Source organism: Polynucleobacter sp. AP-Reno-20A-A9, assembly GCF_018882085.1.
In the GTDB taxonomy this organism is placed as follows: Bacteria; Pseudomonadota; Gammaproteobacteria; order Burkholderiales; family Burkholderiaceae; genus Polynucleobacter.
In genome coordinates this window covers 259,227-274,383 of sequence record NZ_JACVPB010000001.1, presented here as the reverse complement: position 1 = coordinate 274,383, position 15,157 = coordinate 259,227, and the positions used below count along the sequence as shown (strand labels likewise).

Below are 15,157 nucleotides of genomic sequence, written 5' to 3'. Positions count from 1 at the left end.
ATTTAAGCAACAATATTGACCAAACGTCCAGGCACCACAATTACCTTTTTCGGTGAATTGCCATTCAAAGCTTTTTGTGCGGGCTCACTTTGTAAAGCCAATGACTCAACCTGCTCTTTGCTGGCATCTGCTGGCACTTTAATATCGCCACGCAACTTGCCATTAATCTGAAGCATCAAAGTCAGTTCAGTCTGCACCAATGCCGCTTCATCTACCGAAGGCCATGGAGCATCAAGCAAAGGCCCGTAAGTTTTTGTATAACCAAGATCTTTCCACAACACATGGGTCATGTGTGGAACCACTGGATAGAGAACGCGCAATAAAATACTTAAGCATTCACGCAAGACTGGCGCACTAATGGCGGTATTCTGCTCCAACTTGATAGGCTCAAGAATATTGAGCATCTTCATTGCTGCAGAAACCACCGTGTTGTATTGACGACGTTGGTAGTCAAAATTAGCTTGCTTCAAAATGGTATGCACTTCACGACGCAGTTCTTTCTCAGCATCACTCAAGTTACCAGGCAAGCTATCAGAAGCATCACGTAAGGCGCTTGCCTGACTGCTGGAATACATCCACACGCGGCGCAAGAAACGAGAGGCGCCATCCACACCAGCACCAGACCACTCTAGCTGTTGCTCAGGAGGAGCAGCAAACATCACAAATAGACGCGCGGTATCAGCACCATGTTGATCAATCAAAGCTTGGGGATCAACACCATTGTTCTTGCTCTTAGACATCTTCTCAACGCCACCAATGATTACCGGTGTATTGGAAGCGTCACCTATCAACTTGGCGCCCTGTGGACGACCCTTTTCATCAAGATCTAATTCCACATCCAAGGGATTAAGCCAAGTCTTTTTACCCGAAGCATCTTCAGAATAGTAAGTCTCATTGAGAACCATGCCTTGGGTGAGCAAATTCTGGAAGGGCTCATCAAAGGTAATGAGATTAAGGTCGCGCATGACCTTAGTCCAAAAGCGCGCATAGAGCAAATGCAAAATCGCATGCTCAATACCACCAATATACTGATCCATTGGCATCCAATATTCGTTGCGCTCATCGACCATGGTCTTAGCATTAGGTCCGGTATAGCGCATGAAATACCAAGAGGAATCCACAAAGGTATCCATGGTGTCAGTTTCACGACGCGCAGGCTTGCCGCACTTCGGACACTTCACATTCAAGAAGTCGGCACGTTTATTGAGTGGATTACCGCTACCATCTGGCACGCAATCCTCAGGTAACACTACCGGTAGATCTGCCTCAGGCACAGGCACAGCACCACAACCAGGATTGCTGTCATCACCACAATGAATGATCGGGATTGGCGTGCCCCAATAGCGCTGACGAGAAATACCCCAATCACGCAATCGATAGGTAGTTTTGATTTCGCCAATGCCGAGCTTTTCAAATTCTTTCGCAACCGCACTCACCGCCTCTTCATGCGATAAGCCATCAAACTGAGCGCTGTTAAAACAAACTACACCTTCTTTTTGGGCATACCAATCTTCCCAGCGAGTGGCATTAAACATAGGCGACTCATCTTTGAGTGCAATCACTTGCTTGATCGGCAATTCATACTTCAGCGCAAAAGCAAAGTCGCGCTCATCGTGAGCAGGCACACCCATTACTGCGCCATCCCCATAAGACATTAATACATAATTACCAACCCAGACTGGTACCGGCTCTTGCGTCAAAGGATGTGTGACATACAGACCAGTAAACATCCCTTCTTTTTCTTGAGTAGCTAAATCAGCCTCAATCACACTACCTGTTTTGCATTTCTCAATAAATGCAGCGAGCTCTGGATTGTTGGCGGCTGCCTTAGTAGCCAATGGATGCTCTGCTGCTACTGCACAGAAAGTAACACCCATGATGGTGTCTGCGCGCGTAGTGAACACATACAAAAGACCGTCTTGAATAAAGTTACCGTGCTCATCAGCAATGTCATGCTTAAAAGCAAAACGCACGCCACGGCTTTTACCGATCCAGTTTTGCTGCATGGTCTTGACGCGCTCAGGCCAGCCCAAGCCATCTAAACCAGAAAGCAATGGTTCTGCATAGGCAGTGATATTGAAGTAGTAACCAGGAATCTCGCGCTTTTCTACTAAAGCGCCAGAGCGCCACCCGCGACCATCAATCACCTGCTCGTTCGCCAAAACCGTTTGGTCAATTGGATCCCAATTCACTACTTGCGTTTTGCGATACGCGATACCCTTTTCGAGCATCTTTAAAAAGAGCCACTGGTTCCAACGATAGTAGTCGGGGCTACACGTAGCAACTTCACGTGACCAATCAATCGCCAAACCCATCGCAGCCATTTGCTTTTTCATATAAGCAATGTTGTCGTAGGTCCACTTAGCTGGAGGAACTTTATTCTGTATCGCCGCATTTTCGGCCGGCATACCAAAGGCATCCCAACCCATAGGCATGAGAACGTTATAACCTTGCATGCGAAGCTGACGCGCCATTACATCGTTAATGGTGTAGTTGCGTACGTGCCCCATGTGGAGCTTGCCAGATGGATAAGGCAACATTGAGCAGGCATAGTACTTTGGCTTCTGCTTGCCCTGTGCATCGACTGCGTTCTCCGCTACTTGATAGACTTGCGCACTTTCCCAATCAGCTTGCGCTGCCGCTTCAATACTGCGGTAGTCGTAATCCTTACTCATTCTTCAGCAACTCTTTTCTTCTATTTTTAATTGATTGACTAATTATTTGCGCAAGCCGAGAACATCTTGCATATCGAATAAACCAGCACTTTGGTTTTGCAAGAAACGGGCTGCGCGCAATGAACCTTGAGCATAGGACTGACGGCTTGAGGATTTATGACTGATTTCAATGCGCTCACCATCACCTGCAAATAACACAGTGTGGTCACCAACAATATCGCCACCACGAATCGTTGCAAAACCGATTGAGCCTTCTTTGCGCTCACCGGTATGACCTTCGCGTGCATACACAGCAACGTCATCGAGCTTTTCACCTAAAGCATCCGCAATTACTTCGCCCATCTTAAGCGCCGTACCAGAAGGGGCATCCACCTTATGCTTGTGATGAGCCTCAATAATCTCAATGTCATAACCTTGATTGAGCATCTTTGCTGCGATCTCCAGCAACTTAAAAGTCGCATTCACACCCACACTCATGTTTGGCGCAAAAACAATTGCTAATTTTTCGGAAGCTTTTTTCAAACTCGCAATTTGTTCGGTAGTCAGACCAGTGGTACCAATAATCATTTTGGTACCGGTCTTTTCAGCAACAGCCAAATGGGCCATAGTGCCTTCAGGCCTAGTGAAGTCAATTAAGAATTGGGCATTGGCTAAAACCTGATCGACATCAGAAGAAATCTGTACGCCAGTCTTTTTGCCCAAGAAGGCACCAGCATCTTCACCCAACTGTGGGCACGCATTATGTTCAAGCGCACCAACCAACTGTGCATCAGCTGTATTGAGAACAGCCTCAATCAACATCTTACCCATACGGCCTGTTGCGCCTGCAATTGCAATCTTCATCATTTTTCTTCGCTTCTGATTAAAAGTTGCCAAAGGAACTCACTTCAGCATCAACACATAAGTAATTTTTACTTGGCTTCACTAGCCTGCGGAACATTGAGAGCGCCAGGCCCTAAAGGCTGAGGCTGAACATTGGGATCCTTTTTAGAAAAACTAAAAAAGTCCCAGAATGAACTGCCAGTAGTGGCTGGTGGTATGGCTGCACCAGCTGCCAAATTATCCGTTTTACTTGGCACCATCAGCTCAGGTTGCTGTAATGGTGGCGTGACCGGCGGCTTATTGGACCCCGTAATGACATCCCAGAACGAGCGCTTAGTTTTAGCGTAGTTATCGATCTCGGCAACCATCTCAACTTCGGTTGGCAAAGCATCGCCTTCAAACTTCACTACTTTGTCGCCATCAAAAAATATGGTCACATGACGGTCTTTACCGACAACTTGACCAGAGCGCTTAAATTCAAAAATATAATCCCAGCGATTTGCATGGAAGTAACTTGCTAATAATGGTGTGCCTAAAATTTGACGCACTTGCTCACGAGTCATACCTAATTGCAACTTAGCGTACTGCTCGCTAGAAATAAAGTTGCCTTGTACAACATCCGGAACATAAGGTCTAAAAATCTTATTCATCCAGGCGCGTTGAGTTTCATCAACTGCAGAAGTACACCCAACTACCCCCATCAATCCCAGCAGAGCGAAAGATACTAGTCCCAATCTAACGGGGGAATAGATACCCTTCAAAAACGGGTTCAAAAGGCGGGTAAAAAGTTCAAGGCAATTTTGCATGGCTGGCCGTATCATTAAGACATTGATTTTAGCTCCCAATGCCATAAATATGACCCAAAACCCTACCCCTGAAGATTTACGCGATATTGGCCTAAAAGCTACCGGTCCAAGGATGAAAATCCTCGATTTTTTTCATCAAAACGGCGGGACGCACTTTAGCGCTGAAGATGTCTTTATGGCCCTAGCCAAAGAAGATAAAGAGATCGGTTTGGCAACGGTTTACCGGGTGCTTACCCAGTTTGAGCGAGCCGGCCTATTGCTCCGTAGCCATTTCGAATCCAGCAAAGGCGATAGCAGGGCTATCTACGAACTCAATGAGGGTCAGCATCATGACCATCTGGTTTGCATTGATTGTGGCCATGTTGAGGAGTTTGTGGACGAAGCTATTGAAAAAAGGCAGCGTGATATTGCCAAAAACCTCGGTTTTAAGCTCCAAGAGCATTCTTTAGCCATGTATGGCCATTGCTTAAAGAAAAATTGCCGCAACAAACAAGCTAAATAACACAGCCAAAGTAAACAGTTTTCAGAACTGTAGAAGCAAAAAAGACCTCAAATTGAGGTCTTTTTTACAAAGTTAAGCCTAAAAGTAAGATTTAAGGTTTTTTTAACAACTTTTAGATACTCTTAGATACTTTTATCTATTTTTCTTACTTTACAGCCATTAATGCTTCTGCAGCATTCAGCATCTGCACTGAATAACCCCATTCGTTGTCATACCAAGCCAATACTTTCACTAGCTTGCCATCTGCAGAAACGCGAGTTTGGGAGGCGTCGTAAATACTTGGGCGTGGGTCGTGATTAAAGTCGATGGATACCAAGGGCAAAGTGTTGAAGCCCAAAATACCTTTAAGCTCGCCTTCGCTAGCGGTCTTGAGGATGGCATTGACTTCGTCAACGCTGGTGGCGCGACTTGCAGCAAAAGTCAGATCCACAACAGAAACGTTGATGACTGGTACGCGCATCGCAAAACCATCAAAGCGACCTGCCAAAGCTGGCAGAACTAAACCAACCGCCTTAGCAGCACCCGTCTTCGTTGGGATCATGCTGGTAACGGCAGAACGTGCGCGACGCATATCCTTGTGATACACATCAGTCAACACCTGATCGTTTGTGAATGCATGAATCGTTGTCATCAAACCAGATTCAATGCCAATCTTTTCTAAAAGCGGCTTCACTAATGGAGCCAAACAGTTGGTAGTGCAACTTGCATTCGATACAACAACATCGCTTGGCTTCAATACATTTTGATTTACACCATACACAATCGTTGCATCCACATCTTTTTCACCAGGAGCAGAAATCAATACTTTCTTCGCGCCCTGCTCAATATGAATCATGGCTTTTTCTTTTGAAGTGAACTTACCAGTACATTCCAAAACCAAATCAACATCTAACTCACCCCATGGGGTTTCTGCAGGATTACGTGTGCAGAACATTTTGATGCGGTCACCATTGACCACCATGCAGTCACCATCAACAGATACGTCTGCTGGGAAGCGGCCATGAGCAGAGTCATATTTTGTAAGGTGGGCATTGATTGCAATATCACCCATCGCATTAATTGCGACGATCTTGATATCACGACGTGGCTTCCCATTTACTTGATCTTCATACAAAGCACGCAATACCATGCGGCCAATACGCCCATAACCATTAATTGCGACACGAATTGTCATTTATTTCCCCTTACTAATATTGAATTTGTACTTTGCTTTATTTCGCGCTTTGCTTTATTTCTTTTCGATGCATTGTTTAACTGTCTTTGCAATCTGATCAGCCGTTAAACCAAAATATTCATACAGCACTGGTGCTGGTGCTGATTCACCAAAAGTATCCACGCCATGAACTGCTGCGCAACCATATTTCCACCAGAAATCACTCACGCCTGCTTCAACTGCAATGCGTGGAATATTCGCAGGCAATACTTTTGCTTTGTAGGCAGCATCTTGTTGATCAAAGACAGTCGTTGAGGGTATCGAAACCACTCGAACTCCTAAACCTTCAGCCTCTAAGCGCTCTGCAGTTTGTAATGCAAGCGCAATTTCAGAACCAGTCGCAATAATGACTGCATCAATCTTGCCAGAAGGATCACGCAAAACGTAACCGCCACGTGAGATTTCTTTAATTTGTGCAGGGGTACGAGATACAAATGGGCAGTTTTGACGACTAAAGATCAGGGCGCTAGGACCATTTTTACGCTCAATGGCTGAACCCCAGGCTACGGCGCTCTCAGTGGTGTCACAAGGACGCCAAACCATGAGGTTCGGTATGAGGCGTAAGCTAGCTACATGCTCCACAGACTGATGGGTTGGGCCATCCTCACCCAAACCGATTGAGTCGTGGGTAAAGACAAAAATACTGCGCAATTTCATCAAAGCAGCCATGCGCAAAGCGTTACGACTGTAATCGGAGAAGGTTAAGAATGTGCCACCGAATGGGATGTAACCACCATGCAATGCAATGCCGTTCATGATAGCGCTCATACCAAATTCACGAACGCCGTAATTAATATGGTTGCCCCATTGATCGGCGCGCACGGCTTTGCATGTTGACCAATTAGTCAGGTTCGATCCCGTTAAGTCAGCAGAGCCACCCATAAATTCTGGCAAAGCAGGTGCCAAAGCTTCGATCGCGTTCTGACTTGCTTTACGAGTCGCAATGGTTTCTGCTTTAGATTGGCAAGTTTTTAAGTACGCATTTAATGTGGATGAAAAATCTTTAGATAAGTCACCTGCCATACGACGTTGCAATTCAGCAGCAAGTTCTGGAAATTTATTTTTGTATTTCTGGAATTCTTTATTCCACTCATGCTCGGCAGCTTGACCACGCTTTTTAAAATCCCATGCTGCATAAATATCTTTCGGAATTTCAAATGGTGCGTAAGGCCAATTCAATGCAACACGAGTTTCAGCAATTTCTGTCGCGCCCAATGGAGAACCGTGAACCTTGTCGCTACCCGCCATATTCGGTGAACCTTGGCCAATCGCGGTCTTACAGCAGATCAGGGTTGGCTTATCGCTCTTTTTAGCCTTGGCAATCGCGGCAGATACAGCCTCTGCATCATGTCCATCAACAGCCCGAATCACATTCCAGCCGTAAGCCTCAAAGCGCTTCGGCGTATCTTCGTTAAACCAAGAAACCACTTTGCCATCAATCGAGATGCCATTGTCATCCCACAATGCAATTAACTTATTGAGTTTGAGTGTGCCAGCCAAAGAACATACTTCATGGCTAATACCTTCCATTAAACAACCATCACCTAAAAAGACATAGGTGTAGTGGTCAACGATATTGTGACCAGGGCGATTAAATTCTTCTGCTAATAATTTTTCGGCAAGCGCCATACCAACTGCGTTGGAAATGCCTTGTCCCAATGGACCAGTGGTTGTTTCCACACCGGGAGTAATTCCGTACTCAGGATGTCCTGGCGTTTTGCTATGCAATTGACGGAAATTTTTCAATTCTTCAATCGGCAAGTCGTAACCGGAAAGATGTAAGAGTGAATACAACAACATCGAGCCATGACCATTGGATAAAACAAAACGATCACGATCAATCCAATGTGGATCAGTTGGGTTATGTTTTAAATGTTCATTCCAAAGACCGACAGCAATATCTGCCATACCCATTGGCATACCAGGGTGACCTGAATTTGCCTGCTGTACCGCATCCATGGATAAGGCGCGAATGGCATTGGCCATACGAATTTGAAGATTTGACATCGTAAAAGTGGTCTCTGGAAAATTAATTGGCTATATTGCAGTAATGCCTCAATTTTATCTTCCCGGACCATGGGAATCCCAAAAGCCAACTACCCTCTCCCCTGAGGTCGCCCACCATTTGCGCGTTAGACGTGTCCAGGCCGGGGAATTCTTCCCGGTATTTGATGGAAAAGGGCAAGTCGCCAAGGGAAAGCTACTCTCTTTGACTGGAAAAACAGGTCAAGTTCAACTGACGGATATCCATGCCGACACCCATCGCGAGACACCTTATGCCATTACTTTGGCTCAGGGATTGGCTGGTGGCGACAAAATGGACTGGATTGTTGAAAAAGCGGTGGAAACTGGCGCCCAAAATATTGCCCCCATGCAATGTGAACGCTCCATCCTCAAGTTAACCCGCTCCAGCGACCTAGAGCGTGCCCAAAAAAGACTTGCCCACTGGGAGGGGATCATTCAAGCAGCTTGTGAACAATGCGATCGCACCATCTTTGCAAGCTTGGAACCTATTCAAACGTTTGAAGCGTATTTGAAGGCGAGCCCCAAACCCGCGCTTAAGTTATTACTCAGTCCAGATGCCACCAAAAGCCTGTATTCAGTGCTAATACAAAATGATCCTCAAGATATCGTTTTAATGATCGGCCCCGAAGGAGGTCATACCCCTGAAGAAGAGGCGCAAGCGCAAGCAGCAGGCTATCAATTGGTTTCCTTGGGAGAGCGGGTACTTAGAACTGAAACGGCTGGCGTAGTGGCTATTACGGCCGTACACAGCGTATGGAATCCTGAAATGCAAAATCGCCTCAAGTAGAGGCGATTTATAGAACTTCTAAGACTTTAGCGATTAAGCAAAAGAGTAGAAGACGCGATATGGAGTACGACGCTCAGCCCAGAAATCAACAGCATCACGGAAAACATCCAAAAGCGTTTCACGAGCTTCTTTGTCAAACTTCTGAGTACAAGGCAAACCTTCGAGCACCACTACAAATCCAGGCTGTGGGCCAGACTTGTCTACCGTAGTAGTCAAAGCATCTAACAAAGGGTCGTAATTTTTTGCCTGCTGCTTAGTAAATGAGTAAGCAATCGCAATTGACTCCAAAACCTCACCTTTAGTCATCGCATTTGCGCAATTGGCGTAAATGAAGTGCTGACCTAATTCAGTTGCCGCTTCCTGCAAATCAGGAGTACGGAAAGCACGAATAGATTGAACGATATTAGGGCGCACACTGCGCAACATTGCCGGCGGTCCGGCATCGCGAACGGCCAAAGCGGCACGCCAAGAAGCTGTCACTTTTTTCCCCGAAACTTGATTTGCTGCATAGGTTTGTAAACGAGATAAACCGCCTTCAGCGTAAATGTTGGCAGCGGATGATTCGGTTTCTAGCCGATCATTGCTATCCCAACTTTCAGCACGGCTATGTTCATCGAAGCTGGCTGTATTGCTGTTTTCAGAGCGATTATTCATGATGGGTGCTAGGTTACCCGTAACACGCCATCAAATCAAGCCCAAATACAGTGCCTTTTACGTAAAGCACTGATTTATATAGAAATAATTTATGTAAGTTATTGCTAACTTACATAAATTACCAATTCTTAAGAAATACCTCTTGCATTACTGGCTGCCTCAACAACCGCCAAAGTTGTCACATTCACGATACGGCGCACAGTTGCCGCTGGGGTGAGGATGTGAATTGGCTTAGCAACACCCAGCAACAATGGGCCGATTGCAATGCCGTTACCGGCTGCTGTTTTTAGCAAGTTGTAAGAAATATTTGCTGCATCAATATTTGGGAGAACTAACAGATTAGCGTCGCCCTTCAGTGAAGATGAAGATACTGCACCTTCACGAATGCTTGCATCTAAAGCGCTATCTCCATGCATCTCTCCATCAACCTCTAGGGTTGGATCTGCTTTTCGAAGCAATGCCAATACTTCACGCATTTTGACTGCGGAAGGGGCGTTGCTGGAGCCAAAATTTGAATGGGACAGAAGGGCAACCTTAGGAGCCAGCCCTAACTTTCTCATTTCACTTGCGGCCATGAGAGTGAGATCTGCCAACTGTTCAGCAGTAGGATCAAGATTGATATGGGTGTCCACTAAAAATACTTGGCGACCCGGAAGGATCAAACCTGACATCGCACCATAAACATTCGCACCAGGCTCATGCCCAATGACTTCATCAACATACTTTAAGTGCGTAGCGATATTGCCGACTGTGCCGGAAATCATGCCATCGGCCATGCCCTTTTGAATCAACAGACTTCCAATCAAACTATTGCGGCGGCGCACCTCTAACTTAGCAAACGATTGTGTGACGCCCTTACGCTCCGTGAGTGCAAGGTAGGTTTGCCAGAAATCACGGAAGCGCGAATCATTCTCTGGATTCACAATCTCAAAGTCATCACCTGCCTTCATGCGCAGGCCGAATTTTTCAATCCGATGCTCAATTACCGCTGGGCGGCCAATCAAGATTGGAGTTGCAAGATGCTCATCAATGATGATTTGTACTGCACGCAATACGCGCTCATCTTCACCTTCAGCAAACACAATGCGTTTTTGATTTGCTGGCACGCGCTTAGCAATGCTAAAGAGAGGCTTCATCAAAGTACCGGAGTGGTACACAAATTGCTGCAGCTGATTGCGATAAGCATCGAAATCTTTAATTGGACGTGAAGCTACGCCATCGTCCATGGCTGCCTTAGCAACAGCCGGGGCAATCACCGTGATCAAGCGCGGATCAAATGGCTTCGGAATCAAATACTCTGGACCAAAGGATAGGTTCTCAATACCGTAAACAGAGGCAACCACTTCGCTCTGTTCCGCTTGGGCCAATTCTGCTACAGCCTTTACTGCTGCGACTTCCATGCCGCGGGTAATCGTTGTTGCACCTACATCCAATGCACCTCGGAAGATGAACGGGAAACACAAAACGTTATTTACTTGGTTCGGATAATCAGTACGGCCTGTTGCCATCACTGCATCTGGGCGAACCGCTTTTACTTCTTCAGGCAATATTTCTGGAGTTGGATTTGCTAAGGCATATACCAATGGCTTCGGAGCCATCTTCTTCACCATGTCTTGCTTAAGCACACCGCCAGCAGATAGTCCCAAGAAAATATCTGCACCTTCAATCGCTTGATCAAGTGTGCGCAAATCTGTGTCTTGGCAGAATGGCTCCTTCTCAGGATCCATCAATTCTGTACGGCCCTTGTATGCAACGCCAGCCAAGTCAGTAACCCAAATATTTTTACGCTGAATACCCAAGTCAACCAATAGATCCAAGCAAGCTAGCGCAGCAGCACCCGCTCCTGAAGTAACCAACTTAACGTCTTCTACTTTTTTACCAACCACCTTCAAACCATTGATGATGGCGGCTGCAACCACAATCGCCGTACCGTGTTGGTCATCATGGAAGACTGGAATTTTCATGCGCGCTTGCAACTTACGCTCAACAACAAAACAATCGGGCGCTTTAATATCTTCCAAATTAATGCCGCCAAAAGTTGGCTCTAGTGCCGCAATAATTTCTACCAACTTATCGGGATCGTTTTCATTGACTTCGATATCGAAAACGTCAATGCCAGCAAACTTCTTAAAAAGAACTGCTTTACCCTCCATCACCGGCTTACTTGCGAGCGGTCCAATATTTCCCAAACCTAAAACAGCAGTACCGTTCGTAATAACGCCCACTAAATTTCCACGTGCCGTGTACTTGAATGCATTTGCAGGATCTTTAACAATCTCTTCGCAAGGAGCTGCAACACCAGGCGTGTAAGCCAGCGCCAAATCTCGTTGATTGGTTAGCTGCTTTGTTGGGGCAATTTCAATTTTCCCAGGAGTCGGAAACTCGTGGTACTGAAGCGCTGCCTCTCTTAAGGCTGCAATTTGTTGCTCTTTAATATTTTCTTTGCTCATCCACTAACTCGCTAAGTTTTGTCTTATCTTCGTTTATCTAAGACTTATAAGACTTCAATTCTATTCCTCTCGGGCATTCACTTCATAACCGCCATAAAATGTGTCATGTCTTCTCGCTCCACCCCCCTCGGTGAATTTGACCTGATTGAACGTTTTTTCAAAACGGGTGCGGATTTATTGCGCACCAATGTAGATCAGGGCATTGCCTTAGGCATTGGAGATGACTGCGCCCTGATCAGACCGCCGTCCAATGAAGAAATAGCCATTACCAGCGATATGTTGGTTGAAGGCAGGCACTTTTTTGCAGGCGCTGATCCCGCACAATTGGCCCGCAAAGCCCTAGCAGTCAACCTTTCAGACCTGGCGGCTATGGGCGCAAAACCCCTGGGATTTACCTTGGCAATTGCCCTGCCAGCGGTAGATGAGGCCTGGCTAGAGGCTTTTTCTAAAGGGCTGTTTGCCATTGCCAAGGAGTATTCCTGCCCCCTCATCGGCGGAGATACCACCGCCGGCCCCCTCACCATCTCTATTACCGCCTTTGGCAGCATCCCTGCCGGCAAAGCCATTCGCAGATCAGGCGCAAAGGCGGGTGATGATATTTGGGTCTCAGGAATGGTTGGAGATGCGAGACTCACTCTTGCTGCACTGCGTCATGAAATAAACCTATCTAAAGAAGATTTGCAACAGATCGAACACCGCATGCATCAACCCACCCCAAGGGTTGAATTAGGGGTTTACTTAAGAGATATAGCAAGTGCAGCTTTAGATATATCCGATGGCTTACTCGGTGACTTACGTCACATATTGAAGCAGTCACAAGTTGATGCACAAATTGCTTTGGATAAATTACCTAAGTCAACTATCTTACAAAAACAAGAATCCTCAATTTATAACTTATTTGCCGCATGCGGTGGTGATGATTATGAGCTTTGCTTTACTGCACCCTCAAGCCAGCAGGAAAAAATTCAGGAGATTAGCAAGTCACTTCGCTTGCCACTAACACTCATTGGAAAAATACTTCCAAAAAAAGATGATCAAGCAAGGGTTTATTTACTAGACGCATCAGGCGCCCTCCTAAGTGATTTACAAGCGGCACCTTTTCTCAACTCATTTGACCACTTTGCATCATGACCAATATTGAACAGGCTGCAGAAGTGAAACCAAACTTCAAATGGGTTTTTAATACGGCCAGTCGCACTATTGCTTTTGGCTTTGGCAGCGGGCTAAGCCCTATAGCTCCAGGCACTGCAGGTACGCTATGGGCCTGGGCTGTATTCCTGCTAGGCGAATACTTTTTCAGCACTGCAGACTTTATCTGGATCATTGGTGGTGGCATTTTGCTTGGCTGCTGGATCTGCGGTCATGTTAGCGAAGAGCTTGGTAAAAAAGATTTTGGCGGAATTGTTTGGGATGAAATCGTCGCTTTTTGGTTGGTGCTCATCTTCATCATGCCGGCTAATATTTGGATGCAAATGATTGCTTTTGCACTATTCCGATTTTTTGATGCAATCAAACCAGGCCCTATTGGCATGATTGATCGTCACTTTAAAAATACTTCGAGCGATAGCGCTCAGCGATCAACCCTCTTGCAAATTATTTGGCGTGGATTTGGAATAGTGGTGGACGATCTTGCCGCTGCCTTTTGTACGCTGCTCGCAATAGCCTTGATACAGTTCTTAATTAGATAATGAACGCAATCGATCTCACCAAAACCTTAGCCGAGATTTTGCTCTCCAGAAACTGGACAGTGTCCCTAGCCGAGTCTTGCACTGGCGGTCTTGTTTGTGCCACCCTAACTGAGCTTGCGGGCTCAAGCGTGTGGTTTGAACGTGGCTACATCACCTATAGCAATGAAGCTAAAACAGAATGTCTTGATGTATCCGCCCAACAGATTGAGTCCCATGGAGCTGTTAGTGAGCAAGTTGCTAAGGCCATGGCTGAAGGCGCCCGAATCAATTCAGGAAGCAATGTGGCCATCTCTATAACGGGGATTGCAGGACCAGGAGGCAGCTCACCAGAAAAACCAGTGGGAACGGTCTGTTTTGGCTGGGCTACTGAAAATCAAACCCTGACTAAAACCATGTGTTTTGACGGAGATCGTCAAGCGGTAAGGCTGCAAGCAACTGAATTTGCACTGACTGAGTTAATCGCACTACTCAGAAGTTAAGCGCAAATCCAGACTGCTAATTACTTCATCCAGCCTTTACTGTGGAAATACCAGAGCGGGATAATGGCTGAAACCACCATCGCACCAATTGCCATTGGATAACCCCAAGTAGCATCTAATTCAGGCATGTGCTTGTAGTTCATACCCCAAATACTTGCTAGTAAAGTTGGTGGCATTAAGGCTACAGATACCACCGAGAAGATCTTGATAATTTTGGATTGGTTCAAGTTAATGAAGCCGACGGTAGCATCCATCAAGAAGTTGATCTTGTCGAATAAGAAAGCGGTATGGTTTTCCAGAGAGTCAATGTCGCGCAAAATTTGACGCGCCTCTTCTTGCTGTTCATCTGAGAGTAACTTGCTGCGCATCAGGAAAGATAGGGCTCTGCGGGTATCCATCACATTACGACGAATACGTCCGTTGGTATCTTCCTCTTTGGCAATAGTTTCGAGGACTTGCTCTGCATCCGCATCATTGATGTCATCTTGCAAGACTCGTTTACCAGCTTGCTCCAGGTTTTCATAAACCTCTTCCAAAGCATCAGCAGAGTACTCAGCATCGGTTGAATACAAATCCAGTAATACATCTTTTGCATTGCTCACTGAACCTGGACGCAAACGCGCGCGCAAGCGAACCAAGCGGAACACTGGCAAATCTTCGTCATGAATTGAGAACAACACTTGCTTGGTCAGAACAAACGCCACCCGAACGTTACGAGAGGTTTCTTCTTCGTCCAATAAGAAATCAGTACGGATATGGAGGTGGCCATCATCTGCTTCAAAATAACGCGCAGATGCTTCTAAGTCGCCCAAGTCATCTAACTCAGGCAAAAGTACGCCAAACGCCTCTTTAATCCAAATTAATTCCTCTTCTTCTGGATCAACCACGTCAATCCAGATAGGATTGGCATATTGCAACAATTCATTGCGATCTTCGACTTGCTCTTGAGAGAGGCGGCCATTTTGCAGGACGAACAAGTTGATCATGGTGAACTCCTAAGGAATGTGCGCTAGTTTATCCTATAGAACATGACAGTTTCACTAAAATAAGCCAAAT

Annotated in this window: 13 protein-coding genes; 5 read left to right on the top strand and 8 right to left on the bottom strand. The window is 46.1% G+C overall.

Annotated elements, in window-relative coordinates; translation table 11 throughout:
* Window positions 1-2 precede the first annotated feature (2 nt).
* The 3 genes from leuS to ICN39_RS01410 form a co-directional block, all read right to left on the bottom strand.
* Complete coding sequence (leuS, locus tag ICN39_RS01420; RefSeq protein WP_216232345.1) at window positions 3-2,675, bottom strand: leucine--tRNA ligase; 2,673 nt, start codon at window positions 2,673-2,675, stop codon at window positions 3-5.
* Between the two features lie 42 nt (window positions 2,676-2,717).
* Window positions 2,718-3,518 carry a 4-hydroxy-tetrahydrodipicolinate reductase gene (gene dapB / locus ICN39_RS01415; protein WP_216232411.1) on the bottom strand — a complete coding sequence of 267 codons (801 nt, stop codon included), beginning with the start codon at window positions 3,516-3,518 and terminating at the stop codon, window positions 2,718-2,720.
* A 68-nt stretch (window positions 3,519-3,586) separates the two neighbouring features.
* A complete protein-coding gene (locus ICN39_RS01410; protein ID WP_255532238.1) occupies window positions 3,587-4,147 on the bottom strand; it encodes an outer membrane protein assembly factor BamE in 561 nt (186 codons plus the stop codon).
* A 205-nt stretch (window positions 4,148-4,352) separates the two neighbouring features.
* On the opposite strand from ICN39_RS01410, the gene fur reads away from it, so the two are divergent.
* On the top strand, window positions 4,353-4,805 hold the full coding sequence (gene fur / locus ICN39_RS01405) for a ferric iron uptake transcriptional regulator (RefSeq protein WP_216232410.1): 453 nt from the start codon (window positions 4,353-4,355) through the stop codon (window positions 4,803-4,805).
* Window positions 4,806-4,950: 145 nt separating this feature from the next.
* On the opposite strand, the gene gap is transcribed toward fur, so the two are convergent.
* Window positions 4,951-5,979: a type I glyceraldehyde-3-phosphate dehydrogenase gene (gene gap, locus ICN39_RS01400; RefSeq protein WP_216232343.1), complete on the bottom strand. Its 1,029-nt coding sequence runs from the start codon at window positions 5,977-5,979 to the stop codon at window positions 4,951-4,953.
* A 54-nt stretch (window positions 5,980-6,033) separates the two neighbouring features.
* The gene (gene tkt, locus ICN39_RS01395) at window positions 6,034-8,025 is read right to left on the bottom strand and encodes a transketolase (RefSeq protein WP_216232342.1); all 1,992 of its coding nucleotides are present in this window, start codon (window positions 8,023-8,025) and stop codon (window positions 6,034-6,036) included.
* Window positions 8,026-8,068: 43 nt separating this feature from the next.
* Between tkt and ICN39_RS01390 the strand changes: the two genes are divergently transcribed.
* Window positions 8,069-8,830 (top strand): 16S rRNA (uracil(1498)-N(3))-methyltransferase, encoded by a 762-nt coding sequence (locus ICN39_RS01390; protein ID WP_216232341.1) that lies wholly within the window; start codon window positions 8,069-8,071, stop codon window positions 8,828-8,830.
* Between the two features lie 33 nt (window positions 8,831-8,863).
* On the opposite strand, the gene ICN39_RS01385 is transcribed toward ICN39_RS01390, so the two are convergent.
* Both ICN39_RS01385 and ICN39_RS01380 read right to left on the bottom strand, forming a co-directional pair.
* Window positions 8,864-9,484, bottom strand: a complete 621-nt coding sequence (locus tag ICN39_RS01385; RefSeq protein ID WP_215321414.1) for a barstar family protein — start codon at window positions 9,482-9,484, stop codon at window positions 8,864-8,866.
* 128 nt (window positions 9,485-9,612) lie between these two features.
* Complete coding sequence (locus ICN39_RS01380) at window positions 9,613-11,934, bottom strand: NADP-dependent malic enzyme (RefSeq protein ID WP_216232340.1); 2,322 nt, start codon at window positions 11,932-11,934, stop codon at window positions 9,613-9,615.
* 105 nt (window positions 11,935-12,039) lie between these two features.
* Here ICN39_RS01380 and thiL point away from each other — a divergent pair, with 105 nt between their 5' ends.
* The 3 genes from thiL to ICN39_RS01365 are packed head-to-tail and all read left to right on the top strand — an operon-like array spanning window position 12,040 to window position 14,101.
* Window positions 12,040-13,065 (top strand): thiamine-phosphate kinase, encoded by a 1,026-nt coding sequence (gene thiL, locus ICN39_RS01375; protein ID WP_216232339.1) that lies wholly within the window; start codon window positions 12,040-12,042, stop codon window positions 13,063-13,065.
* Window positions 13,062-13,622, top strand: a complete 561-nt coding sequence (locus ICN39_RS01370; protein ID WP_216232338.1) for a phosphatidylglycerophosphatase A — start codon at window positions 13,062-13,064, stop codon at window positions 13,620-13,622. Before thiL ends, ICN39_RS01370 begins: the two co-directional genes overlap by 4 nt.
* Complete coding sequence (locus ICN39_RS01365; protein ID WP_216232337.1) at window positions 13,622-14,101, top strand: CinA family protein; 480 nt, start codon at window positions 13,622-13,624, stop codon at window positions 14,099-14,101. Before ICN39_RS01370 ends, ICN39_RS01365 begins: the two co-directional genes overlap by 1 nt.
* A 20-nt stretch (window positions 14,102-14,121) precedes the next feature.
* Here ICN39_RS01365 and corA read toward each other — a convergent pair whose 3' ends face one another.
* Window positions 14,122-15,087 carry a magnesium/cobalt transporter CorA gene (gene corA, locus ICN39_RS01360; protein ID WP_215358999.1) on the bottom strand — a complete coding sequence of 322 codons (966 nt, stop codon included), beginning with the start codon at window positions 15,085-15,087 and terminating at the stop codon, window positions 14,122-14,124.
* Between the last annotated feature and the right edge of the window lie 70 nt (window positions 15,088-15,157).